The organism is Bradyrhizobium erythrophlei (genome assembly GCF_900129505.1).
Lineage (GTDB): Bacteria > Pseudomonadota > Alphaproteobacteria > Rhizobiales > Xanthobacteraceae > Bradyrhizobium > Bradyrhizobium erythrophlei_D.
On sequence record NZ_LT670818.1, the window covers coordinates 1,225,006 to 1,250,155 of the forward strand.

Sequence of the window (25,150 nt, forward strand, 5' to 3'; positions counted from 1 at the left end):
TATAATGAAACACCGCCCGAGACCCGCTACCCATGACCCTCTCTGCCTGCTGGCCGTCGCAGCCTTTTCGGCCATCGCGGTGCAGCCGGCAAAGGCCACCGACGAGATCCAGGTCTACAACGCCGGCATCGCTGCGCCCGGCCAGTTCACCATCCAGCAGCATCTCAATTATGTTCCGCTCGGCGTCAGGGAACCGCCGTTTCCCGGCGGCCTGATCTCCCACAACAGCGTCAACGGCACGCCCGAATTCGCCTATGGCGTCACCGACTGGTGGGAAGTCGGGCTTTATCTGCCGTTCGCGATCCAGGACCAGCAATTCCTGTCCGACGCTTTCAAGCTGCGGACCCTGTTCGTCTCTTCCAATGCCGAACAGCGCAACTTCTTCTACGGCGTCAATTTCGAATTCTCCAACACCATGCCGCGATTCTCGCAGTCGAGGTTCGGGCTGGAGATCCGCCCCATCGTCGGCGTGCGCAACGCGGAGTGGGAATTCATCGTCAACCCGATCGTGGATGTCAGCTTTGGAAAATACGGCGAAGCGGACTTCGCGCCCGCGGCGCGTGTGGCGCGCAAGCTCGCGCCGGACACGTTCGTGGGCCTCGAATATTACGCCGACTTTGGCGAGATCGGGAATTTCTCCAGGCTTGCCGATCAGCAGCACACGCTGTTCGCCGTCACCGATTTCAAGGCCGGCGTCTTCGACGTGGACTTCGGCGTCGGTTACGGCCTGACACCGGCGTCCGATCGCTGGGTGGTCAAGACGATCATCGGATACGCGTTTCCGGTCCCCGGAGGCAATCCCGGCGCCAGCGAGCGCACCACCGGGGCCGGCCCTGGCAACCCGATGGCGCATACTTCCGCCCGATTGCCCCAACCCTGACGAAACGCCGCAAGTGCCCGTGCGTCAGGCCTGCTTTGCCAACCTCCCTTCAAGGAATCTCATGACCGCTCGTCTGCAATATGGGACCACAGCCAAGGTCCTTCACTGGCTCATCGTGGCGCTGCTGATCATGCAATATCTGATCGGCTGGCTGATGCCGGACATTCATCGCGGCATGAAGCCCGGCGCCGGCATGACCTTTCATATCTCGGTTGGAATGACCATCCTGGTGCTCATCGTGCTGCGCTTTGCCTGGCGGTTGACCCATCCCGTCGCGCCCGAGAGCTCGCTGCCGCCCTGGCAGCGATTGAGTTCGGAAGTCGTGCACTGGATGCTCTATGTCCTGGTGCTCGCGACGACCGTCACCGGCTGGCTGTTCGCCTCGTACCGCGGCTGGTCGGTCGCGTTGTTCTATGTCATGCCGATGCCGATGCTGGCCTCGGACAATGCCGCCGCCGGCAAGGCCATCGACGGATTGCATCAGGCGTCGGAATGGGCGCTGCTGGTGCTGATCGGCATTCACGTCGCCTCCGCGTTCGCCCACATCTTTGTCTATCGCAACCGCATCATGCAGCGGATGCTGCCGGAATAGCTGTGTTGCGGCAGCAATAGCGGTCTAGCGAAGGCGGCCAAAACCAAGCATCATCCGGCGAGTTGCAAGGACATTACCGGGAGTACGTCTTGGCCAAATCGCAATGGAGTTTCAAGTCCGCGACCGAATTGTCGGCGGCGCTGGCGGCAAAGAAGGTCTCCGCCGTCGAACTGGCCGAAGACGCGATCGGCCGCATCGAGCGGCACGATGACAAGATCAACGCGATATGCGTACGCGATTTCACCCGTGGCCTGGAAGCCGCCCGCGCCGCCGACGCCGCACGCGCGCGGGGCGAGACAGGTGCGTTGCTCGGCCTTCCCCTCACCGTGAAGGAATCCTACAATATCGCGGGACTGCCGACGACCTGGGGTTTTCCGGCGCAGAAGGATTTCGTCCCGCCGGAAGACGCGCTGTCGATTTCCCGCGTCAAACAGGCCGGCGGCGTAATCCTCGGCAAGACCAACGTGCCGGTCGGGCTCGGCGACTGGCAGAGCTATAACGAGATCTACGGCGTCACCAATAATCCGTTCGACCTGGGCCGCACGCCGGGCGGCTCCTCCGGCGGATCGTCGGCGGCGCTGGCGGCGGGCTACGGCCCCCTCTCGCTGGGTTCCGACATCGGCGGCTCGCTGCGGGTGCCTGCATTCCATTGCGGCGTCTACGCGCACAAGCCGACCTTTGCGCTGGTGCCGTCGCGGGGCCACACCCCGCCGCCGATGCCGCCGCTGCCGTTCGACCGCGATCTCGCGGTGATCGGGCCGATGGCCCGCTCGGCCGCCGACCTTGCGCTACTCCTTGACGTGATCGCGGGACCGGACGCGATGGAAGCGGGGAAAGCCTACACATTGGCGCTGCCGGCGCCGCGCCACCGCGAGTTGAAAAATTTTCGGGTGCTGGTGCTCGATAGCGATCCGGTGATGCCGGCATCGGCCACCGTCCGCGCCGAGATCGAAAAGCTCGCCGCCAATCTCGGCAAGGCCGGCGTCACCGTGACACGCGAGAGCCCGCTATTGCCCGACTTCGCCGCCTCGACCCGGCTCTATATGCGGATGCTGATGTCGTTCCTGGCCGCCTCCTTTCAGCCGGAGATCTACGCTGGCGCGCAAGCCGCGGCAGCTAAACTTTCTCCTGGCGACAAGAGCCTGGCGGCCGAGCGCCTGCGCGGCATCGCGCTCGGCCATCGCGACTGGCTGTTCGCGGACGGCGCACGGGCACGGCTGCGCGCCCAGTGGCGCGAACTGTTCAGGACATTCGACGCGGTGATCTGCCCGGTGATGCCGACGCCGGCCTATCCGCACGATCATTCCGATGACCAGGAAGCGCGCCGCATCAATGTGGACGGCAAGGACTTCGTCTATGTCGACCAGCTGGCATGGCCCGGCATCGCCACGCTACCCGGCCTGCCCGCCACCGCGATCCCGCTCGGTCTGTCGGCGGAGGGCCTGCCGGTCGGCGTGCAGATCGTCGGCCCGTGGCTGGAGGATCGCACGCCCTTGAAGCTCGCCGAACTGATCGAGCGCGAATTCGGCGGCTTCGTGCCGCCGCCGATGTTTGATGATTGATGTCATTCCGGGGCGCGAGTGAAACTCGCGAACCCGGAATCCAGATATTATCGCGCGGGATTCCGGGTTCGCTCGCTGACGCGAGCGCCCCGGAATGACGATTACGTATCGAACATGATCACGCTGCGCACGGTCTTGCCGGCCTTCATCGCGGCAAAGCCCTCGTTGATCTCGGACAGTTTCAGCTTGGCCGAGATCCAGTCCTCCAGATGCAGCCGGCCGCGCATGTAGAATTCGACCAGCCGCGGCATGTCGACGCGGAAATGGTTGGAGCCCATCGAGGAGCCCTGGATCTTGCGCTCGCGCAAAAAGTCAAAACCGTGCAGCTCGATCTTCTGGCCGAACGGGATCATGCCGACGATGGTCGCGGTGCCGCCCGGCGCCAGCATCGCGAATGCCTGCTCGGCGGTCTCCTTGCGGCCGAGCACTTCGAACGAGTGATGCACGCCGCCGCCGGTGAGGTCGCGTACCTGCTGCACTACGTCGCCGTTTTTGGGGTCGACGATGTCGGTGGCGCCGAGCTTGGTCGCGAGCTGCAGCTTGGCCGGATTGGTGTCGACCGCGATGATACGGCCGGCGCCCGCGATCTGCGCGCCGTTGATCGCGGCCATGCCGACGCCGCCGCAGCCGATCACCACCACGCTTTCGCCGGGCGCGACCTTGGCGGTGTTCACCACCGCGCCGTAGCCGGTGATGACGCCGCAGCCGATCAAAGCGGCGAGATCGAGCGGCATGTCCTTGCGGATTTTGACGATGGCGTTCTCGTGCACCAGCATCTGCTCGGCGAAGGACGACAGATTGAGGAACTGGTTCAGCTTCTCCGAGCGCGCCCACGACAGCCGGTTGGACACGCCCGGCATCAGTTTTACAGTCGTGTCGGTACACAGCACGGGCCGCCCGGTGGTACAATTGTCGCAGGTGCCGCAGAACACCGACAGGCAGGTGACGACGTGATCGCCGGGCTTCACGTAGGTGACGTCCGAGCCGACCTGCTCGACCACCCCGGCGGACTCGTGGCCGAGCACCGCCGGCAGCGGATGCGGATAGAGCCCTTCCATGAAATGGAGGTCGGAATGGCAGAGCCCGGCGACGGACGTGCGGATCAGCACCTCGCGCGGTCCGGGCTTCTGCAGGCTGACGTCCTCGATCACCAGCGGCTTGTTGACTTCGTACAGGACGGCGGCCTTCATCGAATACTCCCTGGATTTTGTTGTATTGTTTTTTGAACCACTGACGACTTTCGGCAGCGAGCCTACGCTGACGAAAGCAATTCGCCAACTTCGGCCATGCCGACCGCGCGCTCGCCGAACAGATGGTCGGTGATCGCGCGCTGCACCAGATTTTCCGTGAGCCGGAACGGATAGTTCATGCCGGAGGTATCCGGCGCGAGCAGTCCCGGCCGGGCTTGTCACGTCACTTTGTCTGGCCAGCTCTGGCATTTGCAACTCTTGTTCGTTCCGCCCATTATTTTAGATGATATAGATCATTCCAGACCACACAGGCGATAAAGCCGTCACCAGACATATCCGGAGGAATGCCTATGGCGGAGGTTTATCGCATCATCGGGGCCGAGATGTCGCCCTACTCGGTCAAGGTACGCTCCTATTTTCGTTACAAAGCCATCCCGCATCAATGGGTTTTACGCAACGCGGAAAGCCAGGCGGAATTCGAGAAATGCGCCAAAATGCCGATCATTCCGCTGGTGGTGACGCCCGAGGGCACTGGCATCCAGGATTCCACGCCGGTCATTGACGCGATGGAGAAGCTGTTTCCGGAGCCCTCGGTCCATCCGGACGATCCCGTCGCCCGCTTTATCTCGGCGCTAACAGAGGAATTCGGCGACGAGTGGGGCAACAAATGGATGTTCCACTACCGCTGGGCGCGCGACGTCGATCAGATCTCGTCGGCGGGGCGCATCGCGCGGATGCGCGGGCCCTCGGCCGACGAGGAAAAGCACGCCGCCTTCGCCGGCCAGGTCCGAGCCCGCATGGTCGACCGGGTGTGGTTCGTCGGCTCCAACGCCGTGACCGCGCCGCAGATCGAGGCCGGTTTTGTCGCCATGCTGGACCTTCTGGACGCCCATCTTGCGACGCGCCCGTATCTGTTCGGCGGAAGGCCGGCCTATGGCGACTTTGGTCTGTGGGGGCAGATCTATGAAATGTGGACCGATCCGACCGCGGGCGCGCTGATCGGCGGCGGCGCGCCCCATGTGCTGGATTGGGTACATCGGATGCTTTGGCCGAAGGCGGAAGGTGCGTTCGAATTCTGGCCCGGGCTCGCACCGACCCTGATGCCGATCCTGCAGCAGCAGGTGGGTGCGCAGTTCATGCCCTGGACCTGCGCCAATGAAAAGGCGCTGGCAGAGGCGAAGGACGAATTCAGCGTTACGCTCGCCGATAAAATCTGGACCCAGAAACCGCAGAAATATCACGCGCGCTCGCTTGCCATGCTGCGCGCCAAATACGCCGCCGCAATCGACAAGACAGCGCTCGATCCGGTCCTGGAAGCCGCCGGCTGTCTGGCCGGACTGCGCGGCTGAACGTTCAAGGAAGAGGAGAACACGCATGGAAATCCCAAAATACAAGATCGCCCTGATCGTCGGCGCCGGCGAAGGGCTCAGCGCATCGCTGGCGCGGTTGCTCGCCAAGCAAGGCATCCGCATCGCGCTGGCCGCACGGCAAATCGAAAAGCTCGGCGCGCTCTGCGCCGAGACCGGCGCCCGCGCCTTTGCCTGCAACGCCACCGACCCCGATGAAGTCGAGCGTTTGTTCGGCCTGGTCGAGCGCGAGATCGGTACGCCCGACGTGGTGGTCTATAACGCCAGCGGGCGATCGCGTGGCGCGTTTATTGACCTGGCACCGACGGAAGTGGAGCAAGCCATTGCCGTCAGTGCGTTCGGCGGCTTCCTGGTGGCGCAGCAGGCGGCCAAGCGGATGCTGCCTGCGAAACACGGCGCGATCCTGTTCACCGGCGCTTCCGCCAGCGTCAAGGGCTATGCGCAATCCGCGCCGTTCGCGATGGGCAAGTTCGCGCTGCGTGGGCTCGCGCAAAGCATGGCGCGCGAACTATCGCCGCAGGGCATTCACGTCGCGCATTTCGTCATCGACGGCGGCATCCGCAGCGCGGCGCGCACCGAACCTGCCGACCGCCCGGATTCGATGCTCGACCCCGACGCCATTGCCTTGAGTTACTGGAACGTTCTGCAACAGCCGCGCAGCGCCTGGACCTGGGAGCTGGAGTTGCGGCCGTGGGTGGAGAAGTTTTGATGATGATCCAGCCACATATATGAGCGTCATCATCCGCGAAAGCGGATGATTCAGTACTCCGCGGCGCTGATGAGATTCTCTGAGGGCGGCGATTACTGGATACCCGCCGTCGCGGGTATGAGAGCCGGCTTTTGCTGAACGCGGAGCACGCCGCGAAGGGGAGCGATTTGATGACCACTGAAATCACCATCGACACCGGCACCAACGAACTGCTCTGCGTGATCCGCGACCGCGTCGCGATCATCACGCTGAACCGCCCGGAGGTCCGCAATGCGCTGTCGGACGACCTGACCCCGGCGCTACGCACGATGATCAAGACCTGCGGCGAGAACCCGGACGTCGGCGTGCTGCTGATCACCGGCGCGGGCACCGCGTTCTGCGCCGGCGGCAACGTCAAGGGCATGGGCGCCCATCGCGACAAGAAGAAGCTGGACATGTCCTATGACGAGAAGGTCGCGGACCTGCAGGAACGCCAGCGCCTGCTCACCGGCGCGCTGATCTCGGTGCGCAAGCCGACCATCGCCGCGCTACCCGGCGCCGCGGCCGGCGCGGGGCTCGCCATCGCCATGGCCTGCGACATCCGTATCGCCGCGCAATCGGCCTTCGTCTCCACCGGCTATCTGCGGGTAGGCCTTTCCGGCGACTATGGCATCGCCTGGCTGTTGACGCGGCTGGTCAGCACCGCGCGGGCCCGCGAACTGATGTTCACCGCCGACAGGGTCGATGCCACCAGATGCGAGGCGATCGGCCTCGTCAATCGCGTCGTGCCGGACGAAAAGCTCCAGGAGGAAGCACTTGCACTGGCCAGGTCGATGGCCGAAGGCCCGACCATCGCGTTGCGCTACATGAAGGACAATCTCGACGAAGCCCTGCTGTTCGACTTCGCCACCGCCCGCGACCACGAGGCGGAGCGCCTGATCCGCACCACCATGACGGCGGATCACAAGGAGGCCGTGCAGGCGTTTATTGAAAAGCGCAACGCGGTGTTTGTAGGGAAATAGGTTTGGCAGGGTGGGCAAAGGCGCACTTGCGCCGTGCCCACCATGCTTCTCATGCTTTGTTGAAGTTGGTGGGCACGCTTCGCTTTGCCCACCCTACAGATCGAGAGGCGTCCTCAAACCGTCGCCTGCAGCGAGATCCGCTGCGCCGCGAGGCGCCAGCTGGCGCAGGGGATTTCCTTCGGCGCGAGATCGCTGTGCTTCTGGAAGCGCACCAGCTTCCAGTCGTCGGGATTGTTGGTGAAATCAAAGCCGGATTTGCGGGCGAGCGCGATCATCGCCGTGTTGGAGCGCAGGGTATCGCCGAACAGCCGCGTCGCGCCGAACGCGGCGGCGCGACATTCGAGATTGCGCATCAGGGCCGTACCGAAGCCCTGGCCCTGCCAGCGATCGTCGATCGATAGGCCGAACTCGAAACTGTCCTTGTCGGGGTCGAAGGCGTAACGGGCTTCGCCGACGATAGTCTCATGGCCGTCGATGGTCATGGTCGCGATCACGCTGAAGCGGTCGCCCTCGCCGACATGGATAAAATCCGCCAGCAGGTTGTGGGGCAGTTGGCTCATGGCGCCGAGGAAGCGGTTGTAGCGGGAGTTGGTCGTGAGCGCGCGGAAATAGGCCTGCAGCGGCTCGGCGTCGCCTGGCTCCAGAAAGCGCACCGTCAACGATTTGCCGCTGCGTAGCCGCAACACATCGGAATGCCGTCGGAGCTCATCGAGGCGAAGCGCGGTCATGGCTGGCTTCCATCTGTTGCGAAAGTCGATGGCCGGCGTCCCCCCTCAGGAGGCAACGCCGGCCGCGGCGGCCCTTAGGCCCGCCAGAACGGCTTTTCCGCCTCGCGCATGACGTCGCTCCAGGACAGGCCGACGTCATGGAGGTCGCGATCGGTCCAATGGGTCAGTTCGCGGCGCTGGCGCCGCCGGTCACGCCAGACATGGAATGCCTCGGAGAGCTGGGTCAGAAATCCCGTGCTATGATGATTTGTCATTGATTGATGTGAATAGATGGACACGGTGTCCTCCTAAAGCTAAGCTGCAACCGACAATATCTGTGTCTTCGACGCTCCCGACAAACGACATGTTGTCCAGCTTGACATGAGATAAATTCATGGATTGGGGGATCCCATGACCGCGCGGCTGCCCTCGCTCAACGGCCTGCGCGCGTTCGAGGCCGCCGCGCGCCATTTGAGCTTCACCAACGCTGCAGCCGAGCTGAACGTCACGCAGACCGCGATCAGCCATCAGATCCGGCGGCTCGAGGAGGAACTCGGAGTCCGCCTGTTCGTCCGGCAGAACCGCGCGCTGGCGCTGACACCGGAGGCCCGGGAATATCTCCCCGGAATCCGCGCCGCCTTCAACGATCTCAGGCTTGCCACTGACCGGCTACTGCGTAAGGACGACGACCACGTGTTGACGGTATCGACGCTGGCCTCGCTCGCCGCCAAATGGCTGCTGCCGCGGCTTTCCGCCTTCCAGGAGGCGCATCCCGGCATCGACGTGCGCATCACCACCTCGACCAGCCTGGTCGATTTTGGAAAAGGCGATGTCGATGCCGCGATCCGTTATGGCCGCGGTCACTGGGCCGGCCTGCGCGCCGACTGGCTGATGGCCGACGAATTGTTTCCGGTGTGCAGTCCGGCGCTGGCGAGCGGCGACAAGCCGCTGCACTGCCCGCAGGACCTCGCCAACCACACCTTGCTGCACAGCAGCGGAGGCTATGACGATGACTGGAGGCTGTGGCTCACGGCCGCGGGCCTGCCGGCGAACATCTCAAGACAGCCCGGCGTGAGCTTCGACCTGATCTTCGTCACCGTGCAGGCGGCGATCGACGGCATCGGCGTGGCGATGGGCCGGACCTCCTATGTCGAGGCCGACATCGCCAAGGGGCGGCTCGTGGTTCCCTTCAAGATCGCGCTGCCGGCGGATGCCGGCTTCTATCTGGTCTCGCCCAAGAGCAGGGCGGATCCGCCGAAACTCCGCGCGTTCAGGCAATGGCTGAAAACCTCAGGTCAGGGCAAGGCCTGAAAATCCGGCTCGCTCGGCATTTTCCGGGTTGGTCGCGCGGCGCGGACGTGGCAGATTGCCGCATCAAGCAAGCAACTGTCGGCTGACGAGAAGTCTTTCCGCACAGGCATTCGAAACGGGGAGAAACTCGTCATGTCGCAAACATCCACATCACACCCGCCGCAGATCAAGTCGCGCATCGGCGCCATTCTGCGCGCGACCAGCGGCAATTTCCTCGAACAATTCGACTTCTTCCTGTTCGGGTTTTACGCGCAAGCCATCGCCAAAGCGTTTTTTCCCGCGCAGAACGAAACCGCGGCGCTGCTCAACGCCTTCGGCGTGTTCTGGCTCGGCGCATTGATGCGGCCCGTCGGCGCGGTGGTGCTCGGCGCCTATATCGACCGCATCGGCCGCCGCCAGGGCTTGATCGTGACGCTCGCAATCATGGCGGTCGGCACGGTGGTGATCGCCTTCTGCCCGACATACGCGAGCATCGGTCTTGCTGCACCCGTGATCGTGCTGATCGGCCGGCTGCTGCAGGGATTTTCCGCCGGCGTCGAACTCGGCGGCGTCTCGGTCTACCTCGCGGAGATTTCCACCCCGGGCAACCGCGGCTTCTACACCTCGTTCCAGTCGTCGAGCCAGCAGGTGGCGATCTTCGTCGCCTCGATCCTCGGCTTTATTCTCAGCGAATTGATGCCCGCGGATGCAGTCGCAGCGTGGGGCTGGCGGATTCCGTTCTTCGTCGGCTGCATCATCATCCCCGTTATTTTCGTGCTGCGGCGGACGCTGGAGGAAACGCCGGCGTTCCTCGCGATGAAGAAGCATCCGACCGCCAGCGAGGTATTTGCCGCGGCCCTGGCGAACTGGCGCATCGTCATTCTCGGCATGATGATCGCGATCCTGACCACCACGACGTTCTACTTCGTCACCGTCTATACGCCGACCTTCGGCAAGACCGTGCTGAAGCTCACCAACCAGGACGCCCTGCTGGTGACGCTTCTGGTTGCGGTCACGAATTTCATCTGGAATCCCGTCGGCGGCGCGATATCGGACCGGATCGGCCGCAAGCCGGTGCTGCTGACGATCGCAGGCCTCTCGCTCCTGACCGCCTATCCCGCGCTGCACTGGCTGGTTGCCGCGCCGACCTTCGGCAAGATGCTGGCTGTCGAGATGATGTTCTCGTTCTATTTCGGCGTCTACAGCGGCACCATGCTGGGTGCCCTGGTCGAGATCGTGCCGGCCCATGTCCGCACCACCTGTTTCTCGCTGGCCTTTGCGCTCGCGGCGGCGCTGTTCGGCACCTTCACGCCGTTTGCGTCGACCTGGCTGATCCAGACGACCGGCGACAAGGCTTCTCCGGGATACTGGCTGATGTTCGCCGCCGCGCTCGGCATCTTTGCGGCCCTCGCCGTCTATCGCGGCGGCCGCACCATCGAGACCCGCGAGGCCCTCGCCACGTGACTCCTCTAACTGCCGGGCCGGCCGATCCCCCCGGCCCGGTTTGATTTCCATGCAAACAACGATAACAAGACGGCATGGTTGACTTAGCCCGTAAATACGATGTGCTGGTGATCGGCGGCGGCAATGCCGCGCTGTGCGCCGCGATCAGCGCGCGGCGGCTGGGCGCCTCCGTATTGGTGCTGGAAGGCGCGCCGAAATTCTACCGGGGCGGCAACACCCGTCATACCCGCAACATGCGCTGCGCCCATGATGCGGCGACCGACATCCTCACCGGACCTTATACCGAAGCGGAATTCTGGGAAGATCTGCTGCGCGTCACCGGCGGCCAGACCGACGAGGAACTGGCCCGCCACATGATCGCGGAGTCCAAGGACGTCCTTGACTGGATCGTCAAGCAGGGCGTGCGCTGGCAGCCGTCGCTGGGCGGCACGCTCAGCCTCGGGCGGACCAATTCGTTCTTCCTCGGCGGCGGCCGGGCGATGCTGAACGCGCTCTATCTCACCGCCGAACAGCTCGGCGTCGAAATCCTCTACGACGCCGAAGTGCTCGACCTCAACATCGACCACGGCATGTTTCTCTCCGCTACCCTGAAGCAGGGCGACGGGCGCGCCAAGGCGAGCGCCGCGACCCTGGTGGCGGCAGCCGGCGGCTTCGAGGCCAATATCGAATGGCTGAAGCAGTATTGGGGCGAGGCCGCCGACAATTTCCTGATCCGCGGCACGCCCTATAATCGCGGCTCGATCCTGAAGATGCTGCTCGACAACGGCGTGCAGGAGGTCGGCGATCCCACCCAGTGCCACGCGGTCGCGATCGACGCCCGCGCGCCGAAATTCGACGGCGGCATCATCACGCGGCATGATTCGGTGGTGTTCGGCATCGTCGTCAACAACGGTGGCTTACGCTTCTACGACGAAGGCGAAGACATCTGGCCGAAGCGCTATGCGATCTGGGGCCGCCTGGTCGCCGCCCAACCTGACCAGATCGCCTATATCGTTTTCGACTCCTCTGTTCTCACCAGTTTCATGCCGACGCTGTTTCCGCCGATCAGGGCCGACAGCATCGCGGAGCTTGCCGGCAAGTTCGAGCTCGACGCCGCCGCGCTGGAAAAAACCATCGCCGACTTCAATGCGGCGGTGCGGCCCGGCACCTTCGATCACACCATCCTCGACGACTGCCGCACCGAAGGCCTGACGCCGCCGAAGACGCACTGGGCGCGCAGGATCGAGACGCCGCCTTATTATGCCTATCCGGTGCGGCCCGGCATCACCTTCACCTATCTGGGCACCCGCGTGAACAAGCAGGCGCGCATGTTGATGAAGGACGGCAAGCCATCAGCCAACATGTTCGCCGCCGGCGAGATCATGGCGGGCAACGTGCTCGGCAAAGGTTATGCGGCCGGCATCGGCATGACCATCGGCAGCGTGTTCGGACGGATCGCGGGACGGGAAGCGGCGCAAAATGCACGGAACTAAGACGCTCGAGGAAGCCGACCGCCTGATGACGGTCTGTAATTCCTGCCGCTACTGTGAGGGCCTGTGCGCGGTGTTTCCGGCGATGGAGATGCGCCGCGCCTTCTCCGACGGCGACCTGAATTATTTCGCCAATCTCTGCCATGCCTGCGGCGCCTGCTACACTGATTGCCAGTTCTCGCCGCCGCACGAATACAACGTCAATGTACCGCAGAACTTGGCCGCCGCGCGCGTCGAATCCTGGGCCGCCTATGCCTGGCCGCGCGCCTTGTCCGGCCTGTTCGCGCGCAACGGCCTTGCGATCAGCGTCATCGCGGCCTTGAGTGTGGCCGCGTTCATCTTCGGCTTTGCGGCTTTCAACGACCGGCAGGTGCTGCTCGGCATCCACACCGGTCCCGGCGCGTTCTACGCGTTGATGCCGCACAATGCGATGGCTTTCTTGTTCAGTGCGGCGTTCCTCTACGCGATCGTGGCACTGGTGATGGGCGTGCGCGCGTTCTGGCGCGATATCGGCGAACCCGTCGGCATGCTCGCCGATCCCGGGTCGCTGTGGCAGGCGATCAAGGACACCGGCCAGTTGCGCTATCTCGACGGCGGTGGCGTCGGCTGCTTCAACGAGGATGAACGCCCCACCGATCACCGCAAAATCTACCATCATCTGACCTTCTACGGTTTTGGGCTCTGCTTTGCCGCCACCTGCGTGGCGACGCTGTATCATTTTCTGCTCGCGCGCGAGGCGCCCTATCCGTGGTGGGATTTGCCGGTCGTGCTGGGCACGCTGGGCGGCATCGGGCTTCTCGTGGGTCCCGCGGGGCTGCTCGCGGAGAAATTCAAGCGCGATCCGGCGCTGGTGGACGAGAAGCGCACCGGCATGGATGTGGCGTTTATCGTCATGCTGTTCCTGACTGGTTTTACCGGCATCGTGCTGTTGCTGTTGCGCGAGACGGCGGCAATGGGGCCGCTGCTGGCGCTGCATCTCGGATTCGTATTCGCGCTGTTCATCACCATGCCCTACGGCAAGTTCGTGCACGGGCTCTATCGTTTCGTCGCGCTGGTGCGCTACGCGCGGGAGCGGCGGATGATGGCGGGCGGGACCTAGTCCGGAGTTTCGCGAGCGAACGCTAATCCGTCTCCCCTCCCCCCGCGAAGCGGCGGGGTCGAGACGAGCGAAGCTCGCTCTTAGGGGTCGGGGGTGGGGGGTCTATTGGCTGGGACCGCAGCTTCGGTGGACGCCGCGCTACCCCCCACCCCCGACCTCGAGAGCGAGCTTCGCTCGCCTCGGACCCCGCCACGCGCAAGGGCGCGTGGGTGGAGGGGAGTTCAAAAGCGGGGCTCGCTCGTCCGGGACGACGAATTCTATTTCCGATTCGAATTTCAAACAGCGGATACACGTTAGCATTCTCGCGGCACGATTTTGCCCGAGCTTTGGGTTTCGTTGTCCCTCGTGAGAAGAGGGAGCAGGGAATGCCGGATGCGCGCTGCACCCGCGGTCTCGTGTGCAAAATGGACAAAGGAAAACGCACACGAGCATACAGGTTCAGCGGAGGCACTCCGGCATTCCCTGCGCAATGGCTTTACGGCTTACTCCGCGCTCTCCCCGGAGAATCGGGCCTTGTTGTCTCCGTCGCCTGCGAATAACTGGCTCGTCCGCGCCCGGTCGGGCCGACTTGCCTTTTCGCCGACTTGACGCCAACCGCTGAGGCGTCAGGACCACACGACTTCACCGTACGCTTCGGCACCGCTCGTCAGCACGTCCTGTGATCGCTCACGAGCCCAAAAAAAGCCCGCCCTGCCATCCCATCGCGCGCACGGCGCCGCCGCGTCCACCGCATCCCGTCCCAACGTTCGTGACGATGGCCAACGCCCCTTCCTTGGGGACAGGATGCCGGGACTCCTAAAGGTGATTTGCCCGACGGCGAAAGCGGAAATCTGCCCGTCGGGTTGTTTTGTCGCAGCCACGACCGCCATCAAGGCGTGAACGCCTGAATTCGCATTGTTGAGCGGGCGTCCGCTTTGCTGTGCATCCCGGACTCAAGTCGGACGTCGCGTGATGTCAGAAAACTGCCGATCTTGTTGCAAAAGTCGATTGAGGCAGGTCGCGTCCGTTATGCAATGTTCCGGCAGCAATGACGCTGCGGTATGCGCTTGAATGACGGCAAATGATGGCACCGTCGCGGACCAAAACGACTTGCTCCGCGACGGTGGCGGCTCATGTGGCCTTAGTCGTCGTCATCTCCGGATTCGATACGACGTTCAATCGTATCTCGCATTCCGCGCATCGCCACGACCGTCACGAAAGCCATCCTCTTCTTCTGATCCTGGCTTAGCGTCTTGTAGAGTGGCTCCCACGCATCGGCTTCCTTCTTGAGGTCGGCCGCACGTTGACTCAGTGCCTCCGCCCGACGTTGCATGTGTTCGACCGCATTTTGTTCGCGAAGAACTTCCGTTGGGCTGCTGCTATCGCGCAGTTCCGCGACCCGTTCCAACCGGGCTTGTCGGTTCTTCGCTCTGGCGCGGATGGCCTCCTCTACGGCCGGCCAGTATTTTTCCTGCTCGGGTGTCAGCTGCAAAGCAGCCTTGATCATGCCGACCCGTGCATCCGTCAAGGCGTTGAGGTCGGCGCCAGTAATAGGATGCCGCATTCCTACAGTGGAAGACGTTTCTGCGGCGATAGCAAAAGGCGATGCTGTTATAAGAACTGCAGCTGCTGCAAAGGCTATTTGCTTGATCATTGCAAACTCCTGTGTCTCGTGCCGTTCGCCCCCAGGTAGAAGGCCGCAATCGGGACCACGGGTCAAATCAAGAAGACGTTCACGCGCGTCGCGCGTCGGTAAGTTCCGTCGGCTGCCCCCAGACCAAAACAATTATGACGTGATCGTGACGCTCCCCGAGTCCCGCCGGGCGTCCCCGCCGTGACCTCGCAAGCGGGCCTCGGCCCGACCTTAATAAAAGCGTGGTAGGCTGCCCTGTCTGAGGTCGGAATAGGAGGCTCACGCAGTGCGAGCGCGCTTGGGAACGGGTTCAGTGGTTGTGGTAGTATCGCTCACGGTTTCAGCTCCTGAAGGTGGCCTTTCGCTCTGCCGCGTCCGGTGGCAAAGGTCCCGGTCCTAGATTTGGCGAAATGCCCTGAAAGCCGATGATGTAGGGTAGAGGAAAATCCCTTGTTTTGAAGGGTTTTGGTGCCTTCAGAACCTTTCACCGCCGTTCAAAATAGAGACGTACGGGCACGAGGTCTGGCGTGTGCTCATGCCGGACCTCGTTTGTTTATGAACGCTGATCGGTGTACCGCTCCAAATAGGTCTACTTAGAGTCAATCTCGACCGAATTGGGCTGACGGCGTCATGTCCGGTTTACCCCGGTTGTGATCGTCGGAGCGGACATGCCGCCTCGGCAGCTTCGTGCCAGGAACGGACTCGGGGGGGCAACAGGTGAACACGAAACAGGATCACGAGCATGACAGTTCTTCGCATCGCTGCATTTTCGGACGGCAATAAAGGCGGCAATCCTGCCGGTATATGGATCGGCGACGATTTGCCGCCTGCATCGAGGATGCAAGCGATGGCAGCGGATGTTGGGTTCTCGGAAACGGCCTTCGCGGCTCCCGAGGGTGGCGCATGGCGCGTTCGGTATTTTTCGCCACTATGTGAAGTGCCGTTTTGTGGACATGCCACCATCGCTCTGGGGGCCGCTCTTGCACTTCAACACGGCGACCGAACTTTTCAACTAAAGCTGAATCGCGCAGATATTTCGGTCGCTGGCCGCCGAGACGGCCAGACAATTGCAGCCGCGCTTCAATCACCGCCGACACGCAGCACATCCATTGATCCGTTGCTACAAGCGGATTTGCTGCAACTTCTCGACTACTCGATCGACGATCTCGATTTGAAAATTCCGCCCGCGAAGATTCACGGCGGTGCCGACCATGTCGTCCTGGCTCTGAAAACGCGCACCGCGCTTGCTCGCATGAGCTATGACCTCAAGCTCGGCCGAGAGCTGATGGAAAGAGCCGGATTAGTTACGGTCGCGCTTGTTACGGCAGAGAACCCGCAACTGTTCCATGTCCGCAATGCGTTTGCCGTCGGAGGCGTACTGGAGGATCCGGCAACAGGTGCAGCCGCCGCTGCGTTAGCGGGATACTTGCGTGACATAGGCTGGCCGCACGGGGGTGTCATTAATATTGTTCAGGGAGAAGACATGGGAATGCGATCGCTTATCCGTGCGGAGATTAGCGAGATTGCAGGCAGTTCAATAAGGGTATCAGGGACGGCACGCATCATGAGCGACGCATGATCATAATTAAGTGCACTGTCACCGTAACCAATGAAGAGGGTCACCCTCATTTTTTAACCTCTAAAATCGAAGAGCTAACAGCAGAGCAAACACGAGTACGATCAGCAGCGCCGCTGCAATCGCGACAATGCCCTGCGCATCCAGCCGAAGCCCCCAAAAACTGACCTGAAGTCGATTGCGCATACCTGGCTCTCCATTGAAAAATTGAGAGCCTTCGGGGGACGATCTATCTGTCGGCCGCTTTGTGCGCCCGTCAACAGCGAATAATGTCACCATGTTCCTACCGTAGGAACATGGCGAAGGCAGCAACTACTTGAGGGCACACAGCAATTGGCAAGCACTAACGAACCGCGTGTCAGTGGTGCGTCAGATGAACTTTTGTGACTTGCGCATTGTCCACAGTTGAATCGCTGTCACCCCGGTCATCTATCCCGCGCCAGCTTCCGCTTTCCCCAATGATGGTCTTTGCGGTCCGGACTAAACTCGCGCTCGACGTGCCGGTTCAACGCGCGCGTGACACCGATCCGCGCAAACATCGTCGGCCCGCCGGACGTCGCCACTAGGATCAGCGCTTCCATGGCTACTTGCCATTCTGGAGCCTCATGTTCGGCCTTCGGAAAGCTTGGTGATGTAGTTATCAGCATCCTCCAGGGTGACGAGTTGGCTGCCCCGTGGCAGCAAAATAAGATCGTCGAACGATCGTTTCCAGCCCGTTTCAGGCATAGCTAGCGCCAGCCGCAGACACGATGTCCCCAGTGCCACCAGCGACGATCCCTCTCCCACCAGCAACCCCAACGCCGGTGACGGCTACGCATGTGGCGATGCGGACGGATCATCACCGCTCGCACCGGCTGAGTCGCCTCCGCTGCTCTAGGCGCGATACTAAAACCGGCGACAGCAACGATGGAGCCGGGCAGGATATCTGTCAGGATGTTGCGGCGACTTATTACTCCCACTGTGTTTGCTCCGTTTCATCTCGCGCTCGGCTGTTGCGAAGAGAAACGCTCACCGCGCTCCCACATCGCATATTTGCGCTCCGTCCAGTCTCGCTGATCGCGCCATTCCTGGAAATCGGCCTCCGTCCGCTTCGATAGAAATACGCGCCACGCGGCTTCGAAATCGCGGTGCGCCTCGTCAAAGGTCGGCGCCGATCCGTTGGTATGTTCGCGCGGGTGGCTACCCGGGTAGAAACCGCAGCTCCAGCCCCAGGGATCTTCGTCATGCGGGATGCCGGCGCGGATAGCGATCGTTCCCACATGCACGTCGCCATAGTAGACGTGCCAGCAGTCCTGGCGTTTGGGATATCGGCGGCGGGTTAGAGTGGACATGCGCCTATTGAAGCGCAGCCGCGCCGCTAGAACAATCCGCTACCGATTGTGGATTGGGGGCAGCCGGGGCACATGACCGAAACCCGCCGGCCATATCTGAGGCGAAAGGGCGAGGGCAGCCTACGGATGTGTGGCGCTTTCGCCGCCGTGCGCGGATGCGTCGCCGTTGTTTCCATAGCCCCGATGATGCCGGGCGTCGGCGGGGGCACATAAAGTGACCAAAAGGCATAACGCGAAAACATATCGCATCGCATTTGCTCCAGTCGGTTATCGCAAAGCCGCTCCGAAGGGCTTCGTAATCGCAAAGAGAAACGGCTCCAGCCCGGGACAAGCTGGAGCCGTAGTCTTGAGAAGTGCCGGGAGGGAGGAGTCCGACACAATCTTGATATGGGCGAAGGGCGAACGATTCCCACCTATATTATGGTTTAGGAAGCCGCATCATTGGTATGTAACCGCCACCGCGCCGGGCTGCCCTCATTGGTCCGCGGCATGCCTTTACCGTCGGGATTTCGCAGGCTCGACAGGAATTACGGTGACCCGTGCATTCAATTAATAAGAATTAAGTGCACTGTCACCGGCCACTCCAAATTTAGGGACTTCGGCTCTCGGATTCTTTTACGAGCGCCTCTATAGCGGGAAGTGTGCGCTCAACCACAATGGCATAACCGGCCCTATTTAGATGCCACATCGTATTTGACTTATCGTGCATATTTTCCACATGAAGTTCGGATCGATCAACTAAGCCCCGCTGCATTCGAGTGATCCTGTAAACAGCGACTCCCTTGACCCGCAGCTTCGCCATAATCGATTGAGCCCCCGCCTCCGCAGCAGCTGGCGAAAGATGATGCAACACGACATCATTTCCCCGTGGGTCCCCGATATTCAGGACAACGATATCACTGCCTGGGGGTACAGCCCGATCTAGTCTTGCGAGGACGCCTGCCGTTGTGTCTCCGTCGACGCCTCGGTTGACGACAGTGACCTTATGTCCCCTTGCTCTTAGAGCCGCCTCAAGTTGGGCCGGGTAGGCCTCGCTTGCCGAGACGCCATGGCCTCGAATGGCGCTGTCGCCGAGCGCAACTATATGAACTTCCGCTTTGACGGCAGTCGCCCCAAGAGAAATTGCAGACACCAGTGCAGCACCGACCATTGCTGAACGCCTTCCTGGCCACCGAATTGATACATCCATGTTGTTCTCAACGCGTCTCTCTGCCGCTATTCGCATACGACTGTCAGCTTCAGCCAGCGGACAACTAGGCACCTAACCGTATTCCAGCTATACACATTTCTCTGTGTGGAAACACTTGCTTGATCGGCAAATCTGCGTGGCCATTTCGTCAATTCGGCTTGGGGTGAGCGACGCATGATCAGAATTAAGTGCACTGTCACCGTAACTTCCTTTATTTGAGGCCGACCTGCGCGCATGCGAACTCGCCAGATTTGTTTGCTGTTGGCGTCTTCAATCCTCGGTACCGTCGAGGCACAGGCGGAAGGTTGCCCAACTGCGAAAGACGACATTGCAACTGATCGGCCGGATGTTACAAACTCGAGCCTTGTAGTGCCAACCGGCAGTCTCCAGAACGAAAACGGCGTGAATTTCAGCATCCGTGAAGACGGTCGTACCATCGACGGGACGAACAGCCGGTGGCGATTGGGCGTTGCGCCGTGTCTTGAGCTACTGGTTGACCTGCCCACCTATTTCGCGAACGTTCAAGGGCCCGGTAATTCGGGGTTTTCTGACGTGTCCCCGGCGCTCAAGTGGCAGATCAGTCCGATACCGGGCAAGGTCGATTTGTCGGTCGTATTCGGCTTGGCGTTGCCTACCGGCGCGGTCGCGATCGCCGGTCGTGGCGCGCAGCCTTATCTCCAATTTCCCTGGTCGTGGGAGCTGCATGATGGCTGGGGCGTCAGCGGCATGTTCACCGAGTTCTTCCGTCCTTCGGACTTCACGACCAGGCGCATCACCGAGACGACCTTCGTGCTGGAAAAGCAGCTGACGAAGGAATTTAGCGTGTTTACCGAATATGTCGGCGACTTTCCCGAAGGTGCCGGTCCCAGCCTGCTCCTGAATTCTGGCGCGATGTATCATATGAACCGAACCGAGCAGGTCGACTTCCACATCGCGTTCGGTCTCAATCACAATGCCCCGAGTTATATTGTCGGCGTCGGGTATTCGTTCCGCATCGATGGATTGTTCGCCAACCATCCAAGGTGAATCATCGGCGTGGTCAGTCATTATTGCGGCCGTAATAGTTCCTGATGAGCCGATAACGGCCCACCGGTAGAAACATATTCCTGGTGAAGGCAACTATCTACCCTGCAAAATATTGTCTGATCGCCGCAGTGCAGATGCTCAAAGTGCAGCTTTATCAAATGCGCATTGTCAAAATAGGTCGCAAAGTAGTGACCGGCGCGCGGGGAATCTCTGCACATACGGCTTACAGCATACCGAACCTCGGGCGGCAGGCGGTCGATATGTTCCGGATTCCACGGATCATCGTGTCCAACCTGACTACCGCGAGCGAGCGCGGGTGATTGATTGGCGCAGCTAAGCAGTAGAATGGAGGCGACTGCCGAAACCCGTGCATGCAGAGGCCACATGCCGGCACCCTTACATAGACGACGCAAGACTGTCAGGAATGCCGCCGACTTTGAATGGCCTGAGGGTTATTCACGTCGCACCAATTTGACGGCCCCCGCTGGGACGTTGATGTCTGTTGTGGGTCAATCGCGTCGATTTTGTCATGTCCGCGGCATGTGCGGTTGGGCGCAATATCAGAACTTCCGACACGAGAGCCATGAATCGGGCTCTCGGTAAAAGTTAGCCAATACCTACAAATCCACCACCACGTAATCGCTCTCGACCGACACGGCGATGGTCTCCGCCACATACGGGCTCTTCACCACGTGTGACCCCGGCTCGACATGGGCCGGATAGGCCCGCGCGCGGAAGCGCTTGGGGTCGCAGTAGGATTGGCCGGTGCGGATATCGAATTCCCAGCCATGCCAGGGGCAGCGGATGATCTCGCCGAGTTTCGTGTATTCGATCTCGCCGGGGTCGGAGGATTGCGCCAAGCCGATCAGCGGCCCTTCGCACAAGGCCGCGCCCTGATGCGGGCAGCGGTTCAGCAGGCCGAAGAACTCGCCGTTGATGTTGAACACCGCGATCGGGCGTTCATCGATGGTGAGCAATTTTCGGGTGCCCGGCGGCAGCTCATCCACCGCGGCGATGACATGCCGAGCCATTCTGTTATGTCCGCATGATCTTTTCGGAAAACCGGTTCCCACCCATCGGGTCGTAGCCCGAGGGCATGCTTTTTCGGATCATGCTACGCGAGACCATACAGCTTCAGTGCATTGCCGAGATAAAACGCCTCGCGGTTGGCATCGCTGACGCCGGCCGGCAGCACTCGCGACGGCTCGTCATAATCCCAGTGCGGATAGTCGGTGGCGAACAGCAATTTGTCCCAGCCGATCCAGTCGATCACGTCAAACAGGTGGTCGCGCTTTTCCGGGTCTTCCATCGGCTGCGTGGTCCACCAGATGTGGTCGCTGATATACTCGGAAGGCTTGCGCTTCAGATGCGGCACCTCGCTGTGCAGCCGCTCGAAAGTCTTGTCGAGCCGCCACGACAGCGATGGCGCCCAGCCGAAGCCAGCCTCGACCATGATCATCTTCAGTGTCGGATGCCGCTCGAACACGCCCTCCAGCACCAGGCTCGAAAGCGCGGTCTGCTGGCACTGCGAATGGCCGACCATCTCCTCGATGTAATAGCTCGGCCAGCCCGAGGCGGTGATCGGATTGCCGCCGAAGCCGAAGGCGTGGACGCCCACGGGAAGCCCGACCTCTTCGGCGGTCTCGTAGATCGGCCAGTAGCGGCGCTGGCCGAGCGGCTCGACGTTGCGGCTGAGCAGCAGCACCTGGACGAAATTTGTGTCGCCGGCGCGCTTGCGGATTTCGGCCGCCGCGGTCGGGCCGTCTTCATTGGCGACCACGACCGAGCCCTTCAGTCGAGAATCCTTGCTGGTCCATTTGTCGATCTGCCAGTCGTTGATCGCCGAGCAGATCGCGGCGGCGAGATCGTGATTGCGGATGCCTTGCCCGGTGGCGAGCGGATTGAGCACGCCGAGCACGACATTGTTCGGATCGAGATGCTGCTGCTGCATGAAGGATAGCGACGATCCCTGCGGGCCGCCTTCCGGCGGATAGGCGTCGCGGCGCGAGGCGTTCGGCTGCGCCTTCGGATAAGGCGGGCCTTCCATCATGCCCTGATAGGGATGCTTGTCGTAGGTCTCGAGATGCGTATGCCAGCGCTTTGCGAGGTAGGGATACAATTCGGTCGCGGTGGCGCGCGCGGGATGGATGTCGCAATCGGCAATCCCGGTTTTCGCATGAACGGACGAGGCTGGCGTCGGACTCTCGCGGAACTGTACGTTCATGGCATGGTCTCCTTGAGAACCGGCTGCTTCAGGCGAGTATAGGTGGCATAGGGATTCTCGATCATGACCTTGCGCACGAAATCGGCCGACATCCCCTCCGGCAGCGCCGCGTCGCCGTCGAATTGCCAGTGCGGATAATCGGTCGAGAATAGGAGCAATTCGTCCGACTGCATATGCTCGAACAGCCGGTTCAAGATCTTCGGATCCGGCGGCGCATCGACCGGTTGCAGCGAAAACCGGATGTTACTGCGCACAATATCCAGCGGCGCGCGATCGACCCACGGCGTTTCCATCCGGATGCCGCGCCAGAATTTATGCAGCCGCCACAGGAAGGGGGGCAGCCAGGTGAAGCCCGATTCCAGCATCACCATTTTCAAATTCGGATGCCGCGCGAACACGCCCTCGACGATCAGGCTGGTCAACTGGGTCTGGAAGGCCTGCGCCTGCGCGACATAATCCTCGATGTGGTAGGAGCCCCAGCCGACCGAGGTCGGCGGGTTGTGATAATTGCTGCCGGCGTGAATGCCGATCGGCAATCCCAGCCGCTCGGCGGCGGCGTAGATCGGCCAGTAGGCGCGTTTCCCTAAGGGCATGTCGCCCATGACCAGCATCAGCACCTGCACGAAACGCCTGTCCCTGGCGCAGCGCTCGATCTCCGCAACCGATTTCTCCACGCTCTGCACCGGGATCACGATCGAGCCGCGCAGCCTGTCGTCCCTGTCGAGCCATTCCTTCACCAGCCAGTCGTTCAGCGCCCGGCAGAACGCATCCGCCATATCCTCGGAAAACACCATCTGCACGCCGTACAGCGGATTGCAGATGCCATGGCTGACGCCGAACGGATCGAGCGCCTGCGCCTGCATGTCGACAAGACTCGAACCCGGCTTGCCCTTCGCCGGCCGCCAGTCCGGCCGCGAGGAGATCGGCGAATGGGTGGGATAGGACTGCGACACCAGATCGGTCATGCCGCGCGTGGTGACCTGGTCGCGCCAGTAGTCGTTCAGGTACGGCAGCAGGCTGGTCAGATGAGGAACGGCAGGATGCAGATCGCAATCCACGCCGCCCGCGATCGGTGACGTCATGACCTCGGTTTCCTCGTAGTCGCGGCGCCCGTTAATCCCGGCGCTCGTCGTTCGGACCCCAGCATAAAGCGGGCGGGCTTGGCCGTCCATCGCGGAGCCCTGCCGATCCCTGTTCGGCACCCATGCAATCCTGTGCTAGGACATCCCGAGGGATCGCCGCGGGGAGTTGTTATGCACAAGATGAAATTAGCCGTCGTCGTCGCCCTGATGGCGCTGTCCGGCGGGGTGTTCGCGCAGACGCCGGCGGCCACACCGCCGCCGCCGGATTTCTCCAAGGTCGAGATCAAGACCACCGATCTCGGCGACGACGTCTATATGCTCGAGGGCCAGGGCGGCAATGTCACCGTGGCGGTGGCCAGGGACGGCATCATCATGGTCGATAGCGAGTTCGCGCCGCTGCACGACAAGATCAAGGACGCCATCGTGCTGGTGTCGAAGCAGCCGATCAAATATCTCATCAACACCCATTTTCACGGCGACCACACCGGCGGCAATGAACCTTTTGCAAAAGACGGCGCCACTGTCGTCGCGGAGGTCAATGTCAAGAACCGGCTCGCCGCCGGCACCACCAACGGCCTGACCGGCGCCAAGACGCCGCCGGCGGCGCCGGACGCGCTGCCGTCGAAAACCTATACCGGCGCCTTCAAGCTCAGGCTCAACGGCCGGGTCGCCGACCTCAAGCATATCGCCAACGCACATACCGACGGCGACACCTATGTCTGGTTCAAGACCGCCAATGTGCTGTCGACCGGCGACACCTTCACCAACGGCCGCTATCCCAACATTGATTTCGCCAATGGCGGCAACATCAAGGGCATGATCGCGGCCACCGACGTCTATCTCAAGCTGGTCAACGCCAGGACGCGTATCGTGCCGGGCCACGGCCCGATCGCCGACAAGGCCGCGCTGATCGACTACCGCACCATGCTGCTCACCGCGCGCGACCGGATGGCAAAGCTGGTCAAGGATGGCAAGAGCGAGGACGACGTGGTTGCCGCAAAACCGTTCGCCGATCTCGACGCGAAATGGGCGCCGACGGAACTCGCCGGCAAGAATTTCATTCGCGTGGTCTGGCACTCGCTCGCCGACAGGCCGGAAAAGAAGCCGCTGTTGAAGCGAATCCTGCACAGGAGTTGAGAGCCGATGAAGGACCTCGTTGCGATCGCCGAACAGATCGCCGCCAAGCTGATCGAGCGGCGCCAGACCATCGCGGTCGCGGAATCCTCGACCGGCGGATTGATCTCGGCGGCCCTGCTCGCGGTGCCCGGCGCATCGGCCTATTTCCTCGGCGGCGGCGTGATCTATACGCGCGATGCGCGGCGGATCCTGATGGACATCCCGGACGAGGCGATGAAAGGCATCCGCTCGGCCTCGGAGCCCTACGCCACATTGCTGGCGAGCCAGATCCGGCAGCGCTTTTCCACCGACTGGGGCCTGTCGGAAACCGGCGCCACGGGTCCCACCGGCAACCGCTACGGCGACGCCGCCGGCCATAGCTGCATGGCGGTCGCGGGGCCGCAGTCGCAGGTGATCACACTGGAGACCGGCAGCAACGAGCGGCTCGCCAACATGCAAATGTTTGCCAGTACGGCGCTGAATCTGCTGCTGCAGAATTTGTCGCGGTAAGTGTTCATCGTCGTTGCTGCGACAGATGATGTAAGGGGGTGCTCCGCAACCAACCGTCGTCATACCCCGCGCATGCGGGGTATCCAGTACGCCGCGACCTCTCGATTCCAGCATCGCCGTCTCTGGAATACCGGATCGCCCGCTGGAGCCTGTC

At 62.0% G+C, this 25,150-nt stretch carries 26 protein-coding genes; 15 read left to right on the forward strand and 11 right to left on the reverse strand.

Features of this window, described 5'->3' with window-relative positions:
* Positions 1-4 precede the first annotated feature (4 nt).
* From B5525_RS05815 to B5525_RS05825, 3 genes are all read left to right on the forward strand, one after another.
* Positions 5-880 (forward strand): hypothetical protein, encoded by an 876-nt coding sequence (locus B5525_RS05815; protein ID WP_154073079.1) that lies wholly within the window; start codon positions 5-7, stop codon positions 878-880.
* 61 nt (positions 881-941) lie between these two features.
* The gene (locus B5525_RS05820) at positions 942-1,472 is read left to right on the forward strand and encodes a cytochrome b (RefSeq protein ID WP_079565152.1); all 531 of its coding nucleotides are present in this window, start codon (positions 942-944) and stop codon (positions 1,470-1,472) included.
* Between the two features lie 89 nt (positions 1,473-1,561).
* Positions 1,562-3,034, forward strand: coding sequence for an amidase (locus B5525_RS05825; protein WP_079565153.1), 1,473 nt, complete (start codon positions 1,562-1,564; stop codon positions 3,032-3,034).
* 101 nt (positions 3,035-3,135) lie between these two features.
* Here the strand turns inward: B5525_RS05825 and B5525_RS05830 are convergent, their stop codons facing one another.
* Positions 3,136-4,224 carry a Zn-dependent alcohol dehydrogenase gene (locus tag B5525_RS05830; RefSeq protein ID WP_079565154.1) on the reverse strand — a complete coding sequence of 363 codons (1,089 nt, stop codon included), beginning with the start codon at positions 4,222-4,224 and terminating at the stop codon, positions 3,136-3,138.
* A gap of 350 nt (positions 4,225-4,574) precedes the next feature.
* Here B5525_RS05830 and B5525_RS05835 point away from each other — a divergent pair, with 350 nt between their 5' ends.
* The 3 genes from B5525_RS05835 (at position 4,575) to B5525_RS05845 (ending at position 7,301) form a co-directional block, all read left to right on the forward strand.
* Positions 4,575-5,573: a glutathione S-transferase family protein gene (locus B5525_RS05835; RefSeq protein WP_079565155.1), complete on the forward strand. Its 999-nt coding sequence runs from the start codon at positions 4,575-4,577 to the stop codon at positions 5,571-5,573.
* 25 nt (positions 5,574-5,598) lie between these two features.
* The gene (locus B5525_RS05840) at positions 5,599-6,300 is read left to right on the forward strand and encodes an SDR family NAD(P)-dependent oxidoreductase (RefSeq protein ID WP_079565156.1); all 702 of its coding nucleotides are present in this window, start codon (positions 5,599-5,601) and stop codon (positions 6,298-6,300) included.
* Between the two features lie 170 nt (positions 6,301-6,470).
* Positions 6,471-7,301 carry an enoyl-CoA hydratase gene (locus B5525_RS05845; RefSeq protein WP_079572986.1) on the forward strand — a complete coding sequence of 277 codons (831 nt, stop codon included), beginning with the start codon at positions 6,471-6,473 and terminating at the stop codon, positions 7,299-7,301.
* A gap of 113 nt (positions 7,302-7,414) precedes the next feature.
* Here B5525_RS05845 and B5525_RS05850 read toward each other — a convergent pair whose 3' ends face one another.
* Positions 7,415-8,029, reverse strand: a complete 615-nt coding sequence (locus B5525_RS05850; RefSeq protein WP_079565157.1) for a GNAT family N-acetyltransferase — start codon at positions 8,027-8,029, stop codon at positions 7,415-7,417.
* 74 nt (positions 8,030-8,103) lie between these two features.
* Positions 8,104-8,283, reverse strand: a complete 180-nt coding sequence (locus tag B5525_RS05855) for a DUF1127 domain-containing protein (protein ID WP_154073790.1) — start codon at positions 8,281-8,283, stop codon at positions 8,104-8,106.
* 136 nt (positions 8,284-8,419) lie between these two features.
* Here B5525_RS05855 and B5525_RS05860 point away from each other — a divergent pair, with 136 nt between their 5' ends.
* From B5525_RS05860 to tcuB, 4 genes are all read left to right on the forward strand, one after another.
* Positions 8,420-9,319, forward strand: a complete 900-nt coding sequence (locus B5525_RS05860; protein WP_079565159.1) for a transcriptional regulator GcvA — start codon at positions 8,420-8,422, stop codon at positions 9,317-9,319.
* A gap of 132 nt (positions 9,320-9,451) precedes the next feature.
* Positions 9,452-10,762: an MFS transporter gene (locus B5525_RS05865; protein WP_079565160.1), complete on the forward strand. Its 1,311-nt coding sequence runs from the start codon at positions 9,452-9,454 to the stop codon at positions 10,760-10,762.
* Positions 10,763-10,836: 74 nt separating this feature from the next.
* Entirely contained in the window at positions 10,837-12,234 is a 1,398-nt protein-coding gene (gene tcuA, locus B5525_RS05870; protein WP_079565161.1) for an FAD-dependent tricarballylate dehydrogenase TcuA, read from the forward strand.
* Positions 12,221-13,330, forward strand: coding sequence for a tricarballylate utilization 4Fe-4S protein TcuB (gene tcuB / locus B5525_RS05875; protein ID WP_079565162.1), 1,110 nt, complete (start codon positions 12,221-12,223; stop codon positions 13,328-13,330). The genes tcuA and tcuB overlap by 14 nt, the downstream gene beginning before the upstream one ends.
* 1,120 nt (positions 13,331-14,450) lie before the next feature.
* Here tcuB and B5525_RS05880 read toward each other — a convergent pair.
* Positions 14,451-14,963 (reverse strand): Spy/CpxP family protein refolding chaperone, encoded by a 513-nt coding sequence (locus B5525_RS05880; protein ID WP_079565163.1) that lies wholly within the window; start codon positions 14,961-14,963, stop codon positions 14,451-14,453.
* Between the two features lie 721 nt (positions 14,964-15,684).
* Between B5525_RS05880 and B5525_RS05885 the strand changes: the two genes are divergently transcribed.
* Positions 15,685-16,521 carry a PhzF family phenazine biosynthesis protein gene (locus tag B5525_RS05885; RefSeq protein WP_079565164.1) on the forward strand — a complete coding sequence of 279 codons (837 nt, stop codon included), beginning with the start codon at positions 15,685-15,687 and terminating at the stop codon, positions 16,519-16,521.
* A gap of 60 nt (positions 16,522-16,581) precedes the next feature.
* On the opposite strand, the gene B5525_RS47120 is transcribed toward B5525_RS05885, so the two are convergent.
* From B5525_RS47120 to B5525_RS47715, 4 genes are all read right to left on the reverse strand, one after another.
* A complete protein-coding gene (locus tag B5525_RS47120; protein ID WP_276328838.1) occupies positions 16,582-16,704 on the reverse strand; it encodes a hypothetical protein in 123 nt (40 codons plus the stop codon).
* A gap of 417 nt (positions 16,705-17,121) precedes the next feature.
* Positions 17,122-17,244 (reverse strand): hypothetical protein, encoded by a 123-nt coding sequence (locus tag B5525_RS47125; protein ID WP_276328839.1) that lies wholly within the window; start codon positions 17,242-17,244, stop codon positions 17,122-17,124.
* A 248-nt stretch (positions 17,245-17,492) separates the two neighbouring features.
* Positions 17,493-17,849, reverse strand: a complete 357-nt coding sequence (locus B5525_RS05895) for a hypothetical protein (RefSeq protein ID WP_079565165.1) — start codon at positions 17,847-17,849, stop codon at positions 17,493-17,495.
* Between the two features lie 589 nt (positions 17,850-18,438).
* On the reverse strand, positions 18,439-19,074 hold the full coding sequence (locus B5525_RS47715; RefSeq protein ID WP_079565166.1) for a GDSL-type esterase/lipase family protein: 636 nt from the start codon (positions 19,072-19,074) through the stop codon (positions 18,439-18,441).
* 198 nt (positions 19,075-19,272) lie between these two features.
* Here B5525_RS47715 and B5525_RS05905 point away from each other — a divergent pair, with 198 nt between their 5' ends.
* Both B5525_RS05905 and B5525_RS43630 read left to right on the forward strand, forming a co-directional pair.
* Entirely contained in the window at positions 19,273-20,064 is a 792-nt protein-coding gene (locus B5525_RS05905) for a transporter (protein ID WP_079565167.1), read from the forward strand.
* Between the two features lie 83 nt (positions 20,065-20,147).
* Positions 20,148-20,384 carry a hypothetical protein gene (locus tag B5525_RS43630; protein WP_154073081.1) on the forward strand — a complete coding sequence of 79 codons (237 nt, stop codon included), beginning with the start codon at positions 20,148-20,150 and terminating at the stop codon, positions 20,382-20,384.
* Between the two features lie 297 nt (positions 20,385-20,681).
* Here B5525_RS43630 and B5525_RS05915 read toward each other — a convergent pair whose 3' ends face one another.
* From B5525_RS05915 to B5525_RS05925, 3 genes are all read right to left on the reverse strand, one after another.
* Positions 20,682-21,095, reverse strand: coding sequence for a Rieske (2Fe-2S) protein (locus B5525_RS05915; RefSeq protein WP_079565168.1), 414 nt, complete (start codon positions 21,093-21,095; stop codon positions 20,682-20,684).
* Positions 21,096-21,178: 83 nt separating this feature from the next.
* The gene (locus B5525_RS05920; RefSeq protein WP_079565169.1) at positions 21,179-22,288 is read right to left on the reverse strand and encodes an amidohydrolase family protein; all 1,110 of its coding nucleotides are present in this window, start codon (positions 22,286-22,288) and stop codon (positions 21,179-21,181) included.
* On the reverse strand, positions 22,285-23,370 hold the full coding sequence (locus B5525_RS05925; RefSeq protein WP_079572988.1) for an amidohydrolase family protein: 1,086 nt from the start codon (positions 23,368-23,370) through the stop codon (positions 22,285-22,287). Before B5525_RS05925 ends, B5525_RS05920 begins: the two co-directional genes overlap by 4 nt.
* Before the next feature lie 171 nt (positions 23,371-23,541).
* On the opposite strand from B5525_RS05925, the gene B5525_RS05930 reads away from it, so the two are divergent.
* Both B5525_RS05930 and B5525_RS05935 read left to right on the forward strand, forming a co-directional pair.
* Complete coding sequence (locus B5525_RS05930) at positions 23,542-24,507, forward strand: MBL fold metallo-hydrolase (RefSeq protein ID WP_079565170.1); 966 nt, start codon at positions 23,542-23,544, stop codon at positions 24,505-24,507.
* A gap of 6 nt (positions 24,508-24,513) precedes the next feature.
* Positions 24,514-24,996: a CinA family protein gene (locus B5525_RS05935; RefSeq protein WP_079565171.1), complete on the forward strand. Its 483-nt coding sequence runs from the start codon at positions 24,514-24,516 to the stop codon at positions 24,994-24,996.
* The last annotated feature ends 154 nt before the right edge of the window (positions 24,997-25,150 follow it).

Coding starts and splice junctions, on each gene's coding strand:
- B5525_RS05820 (WP_079565152.1), top strand. CDS start 942: ATGACCGCTCGTCTGCAATATGGGACCACAGCCAAGGTCCTTCACTGG.
- B5525_RS05845 (WP_079572986.1), top strand. CDS start 6,471: ATGACCACTGAAATCACCATCGACACCGGCACCAACGAACTGCTCTGC.
- tcuA (WP_079565161.1), top strand. CDS start 10,837: ATGGTTGACTTAGCCCGTAAATACGATGTGCTGGTGATCGGCGGCGGC.
- B5525_RS47715 (WP_079565166.1), bottom strand. CDS start 19,074: ATGCGAATAGCGGCAGAGAGACGCGTTGAGAACAACATGGATGTATCA.
- B5525_RS05880 (WP_079565163.1), bottom strand. CDS start 14,963: ATGATCAAGCAAATAGCCTTTGCAGCAGCTGCAGTTCTTATAACAGCA.
- B5525_RS05915 (WP_079565168.1), bottom strand. CDS start 21,095: ATGGCTCGGCATGTCATCGCCGCGGTGGATGAGCTGCCGCCGGGCACC.
- B5525_RS47125 (WP_276328839.1), bottom strand. CDS start 17,244: ATGCCTGAAACGGGCTGGAAACGATCGTTCGACGATCTTATTTTGCTG.
- B5525_RS05855 (WP_154073790.1), bottom strand. CDS start 8,283: ATGACAAATCATCATAGCACGGGATTTCTGACCCAGCTCTCCGAGGCA.
- B5525_RS05850 (WP_079565157.1), bottom strand. CDS start 8,029: ATGACCGCGCTTCGCCTCGATGAGCTCCGACGGCATTCCGATGTGTTG.
- B5525_RS05860 (WP_079565159.1), top strand. CDS start 8,420: ATGACCGCGCGGCTGCCCTCGCTCAACGGCCTGCGCGCGTTCGAGGCC.
- B5525_RS05885 (WP_079565164.1), top strand. CDS start 15,685: ATGACAGTTCTTCGCATCGCTGCATTTTCGGACGGCAATAAAGGCGGC.
- B5525_RS05865 (WP_079565160.1), top strand. CDS start 9,452: ATGTCGCAAACATCCACATCACACCCGCCGCAGATCAAGTCGCGCATC.
- B5525_RS05925 (WP_079572988.1), bottom strand. CDS start 23,370: ATGACGTCACCGATCGCGGGCGGCGTGGATTGCGATCTGCATCCTGCC.
- B5525_RS05930 (WP_079565170.1), top strand. CDS start 23,542: ATGCACAAGATGAAATTAGCCGTCGTCGTCGCCCTGATGGCGCTGTCC.
- B5525_RS47120 (WP_276328838.1), bottom strand. CDS start 16,704: ATGCGCAATCGACTTCAGGTCAGTTTTTGGGGGCTTCGGCTGGATGCG.
- B5525_RS05895 (WP_079565165.1), bottom strand. CDS start 17,849: ATGTCCACTCTAACCCGCCGCCGATATCCCAAACGCCAGGACTGCTGG.
- B5525_RS05815 (WP_154073079.1), top strand. CDS start 5: ATGAAACACCGCCCGAGACCCGCTACCCATGACCCTCTCTGCCTGCTG.
- B5525_RS05840 (WP_079565156.1), top strand. CDS start 5,599: ATGGAAATCCCAAAATACAAGATCGCCCTGATCGTCGGCGCCGGCGAA.
- B5525_RS05920 (WP_079565169.1), bottom strand. CDS start 22,288: ATGAACGTACAGTTCCGCGAGAGTCCGACGCCAGCCTCGTCCGTTCAT.
- tcuB (WP_079565162.1), top strand. CDS start 12,221: ATGCACGGAACTAAGACGCTCGAGGAAGCCGACCGCCTGATGACGGTC.
- B5525_RS05835 (WP_079565155.1), top strand. CDS start 4,575: ATGGCGGAGGTTTATCGCATCATCGGGGCCGAGATGTCGCCCTACTCG.
- B5525_RS05935 (WP_079565171.1), top strand. CDS start 24,514: ATGAAGGACCTCGTTGCGATCGCCGAACAGATCGCCGCCAAGCTGATC.
- B5525_RS05830 (WP_079565154.1), bottom strand. CDS start 4,224: ATGAAGGCCGCCGTCCTGTACGAAGTCAACAAGCCGCTGGTGATCGAG.
- B5525_RS05905 (WP_079565167.1), top strand. CDS start 19,273: ATGCGAACTCGCCAGATTTGTTTGCTGTTGGCGTCTTCAATCCTCGGT.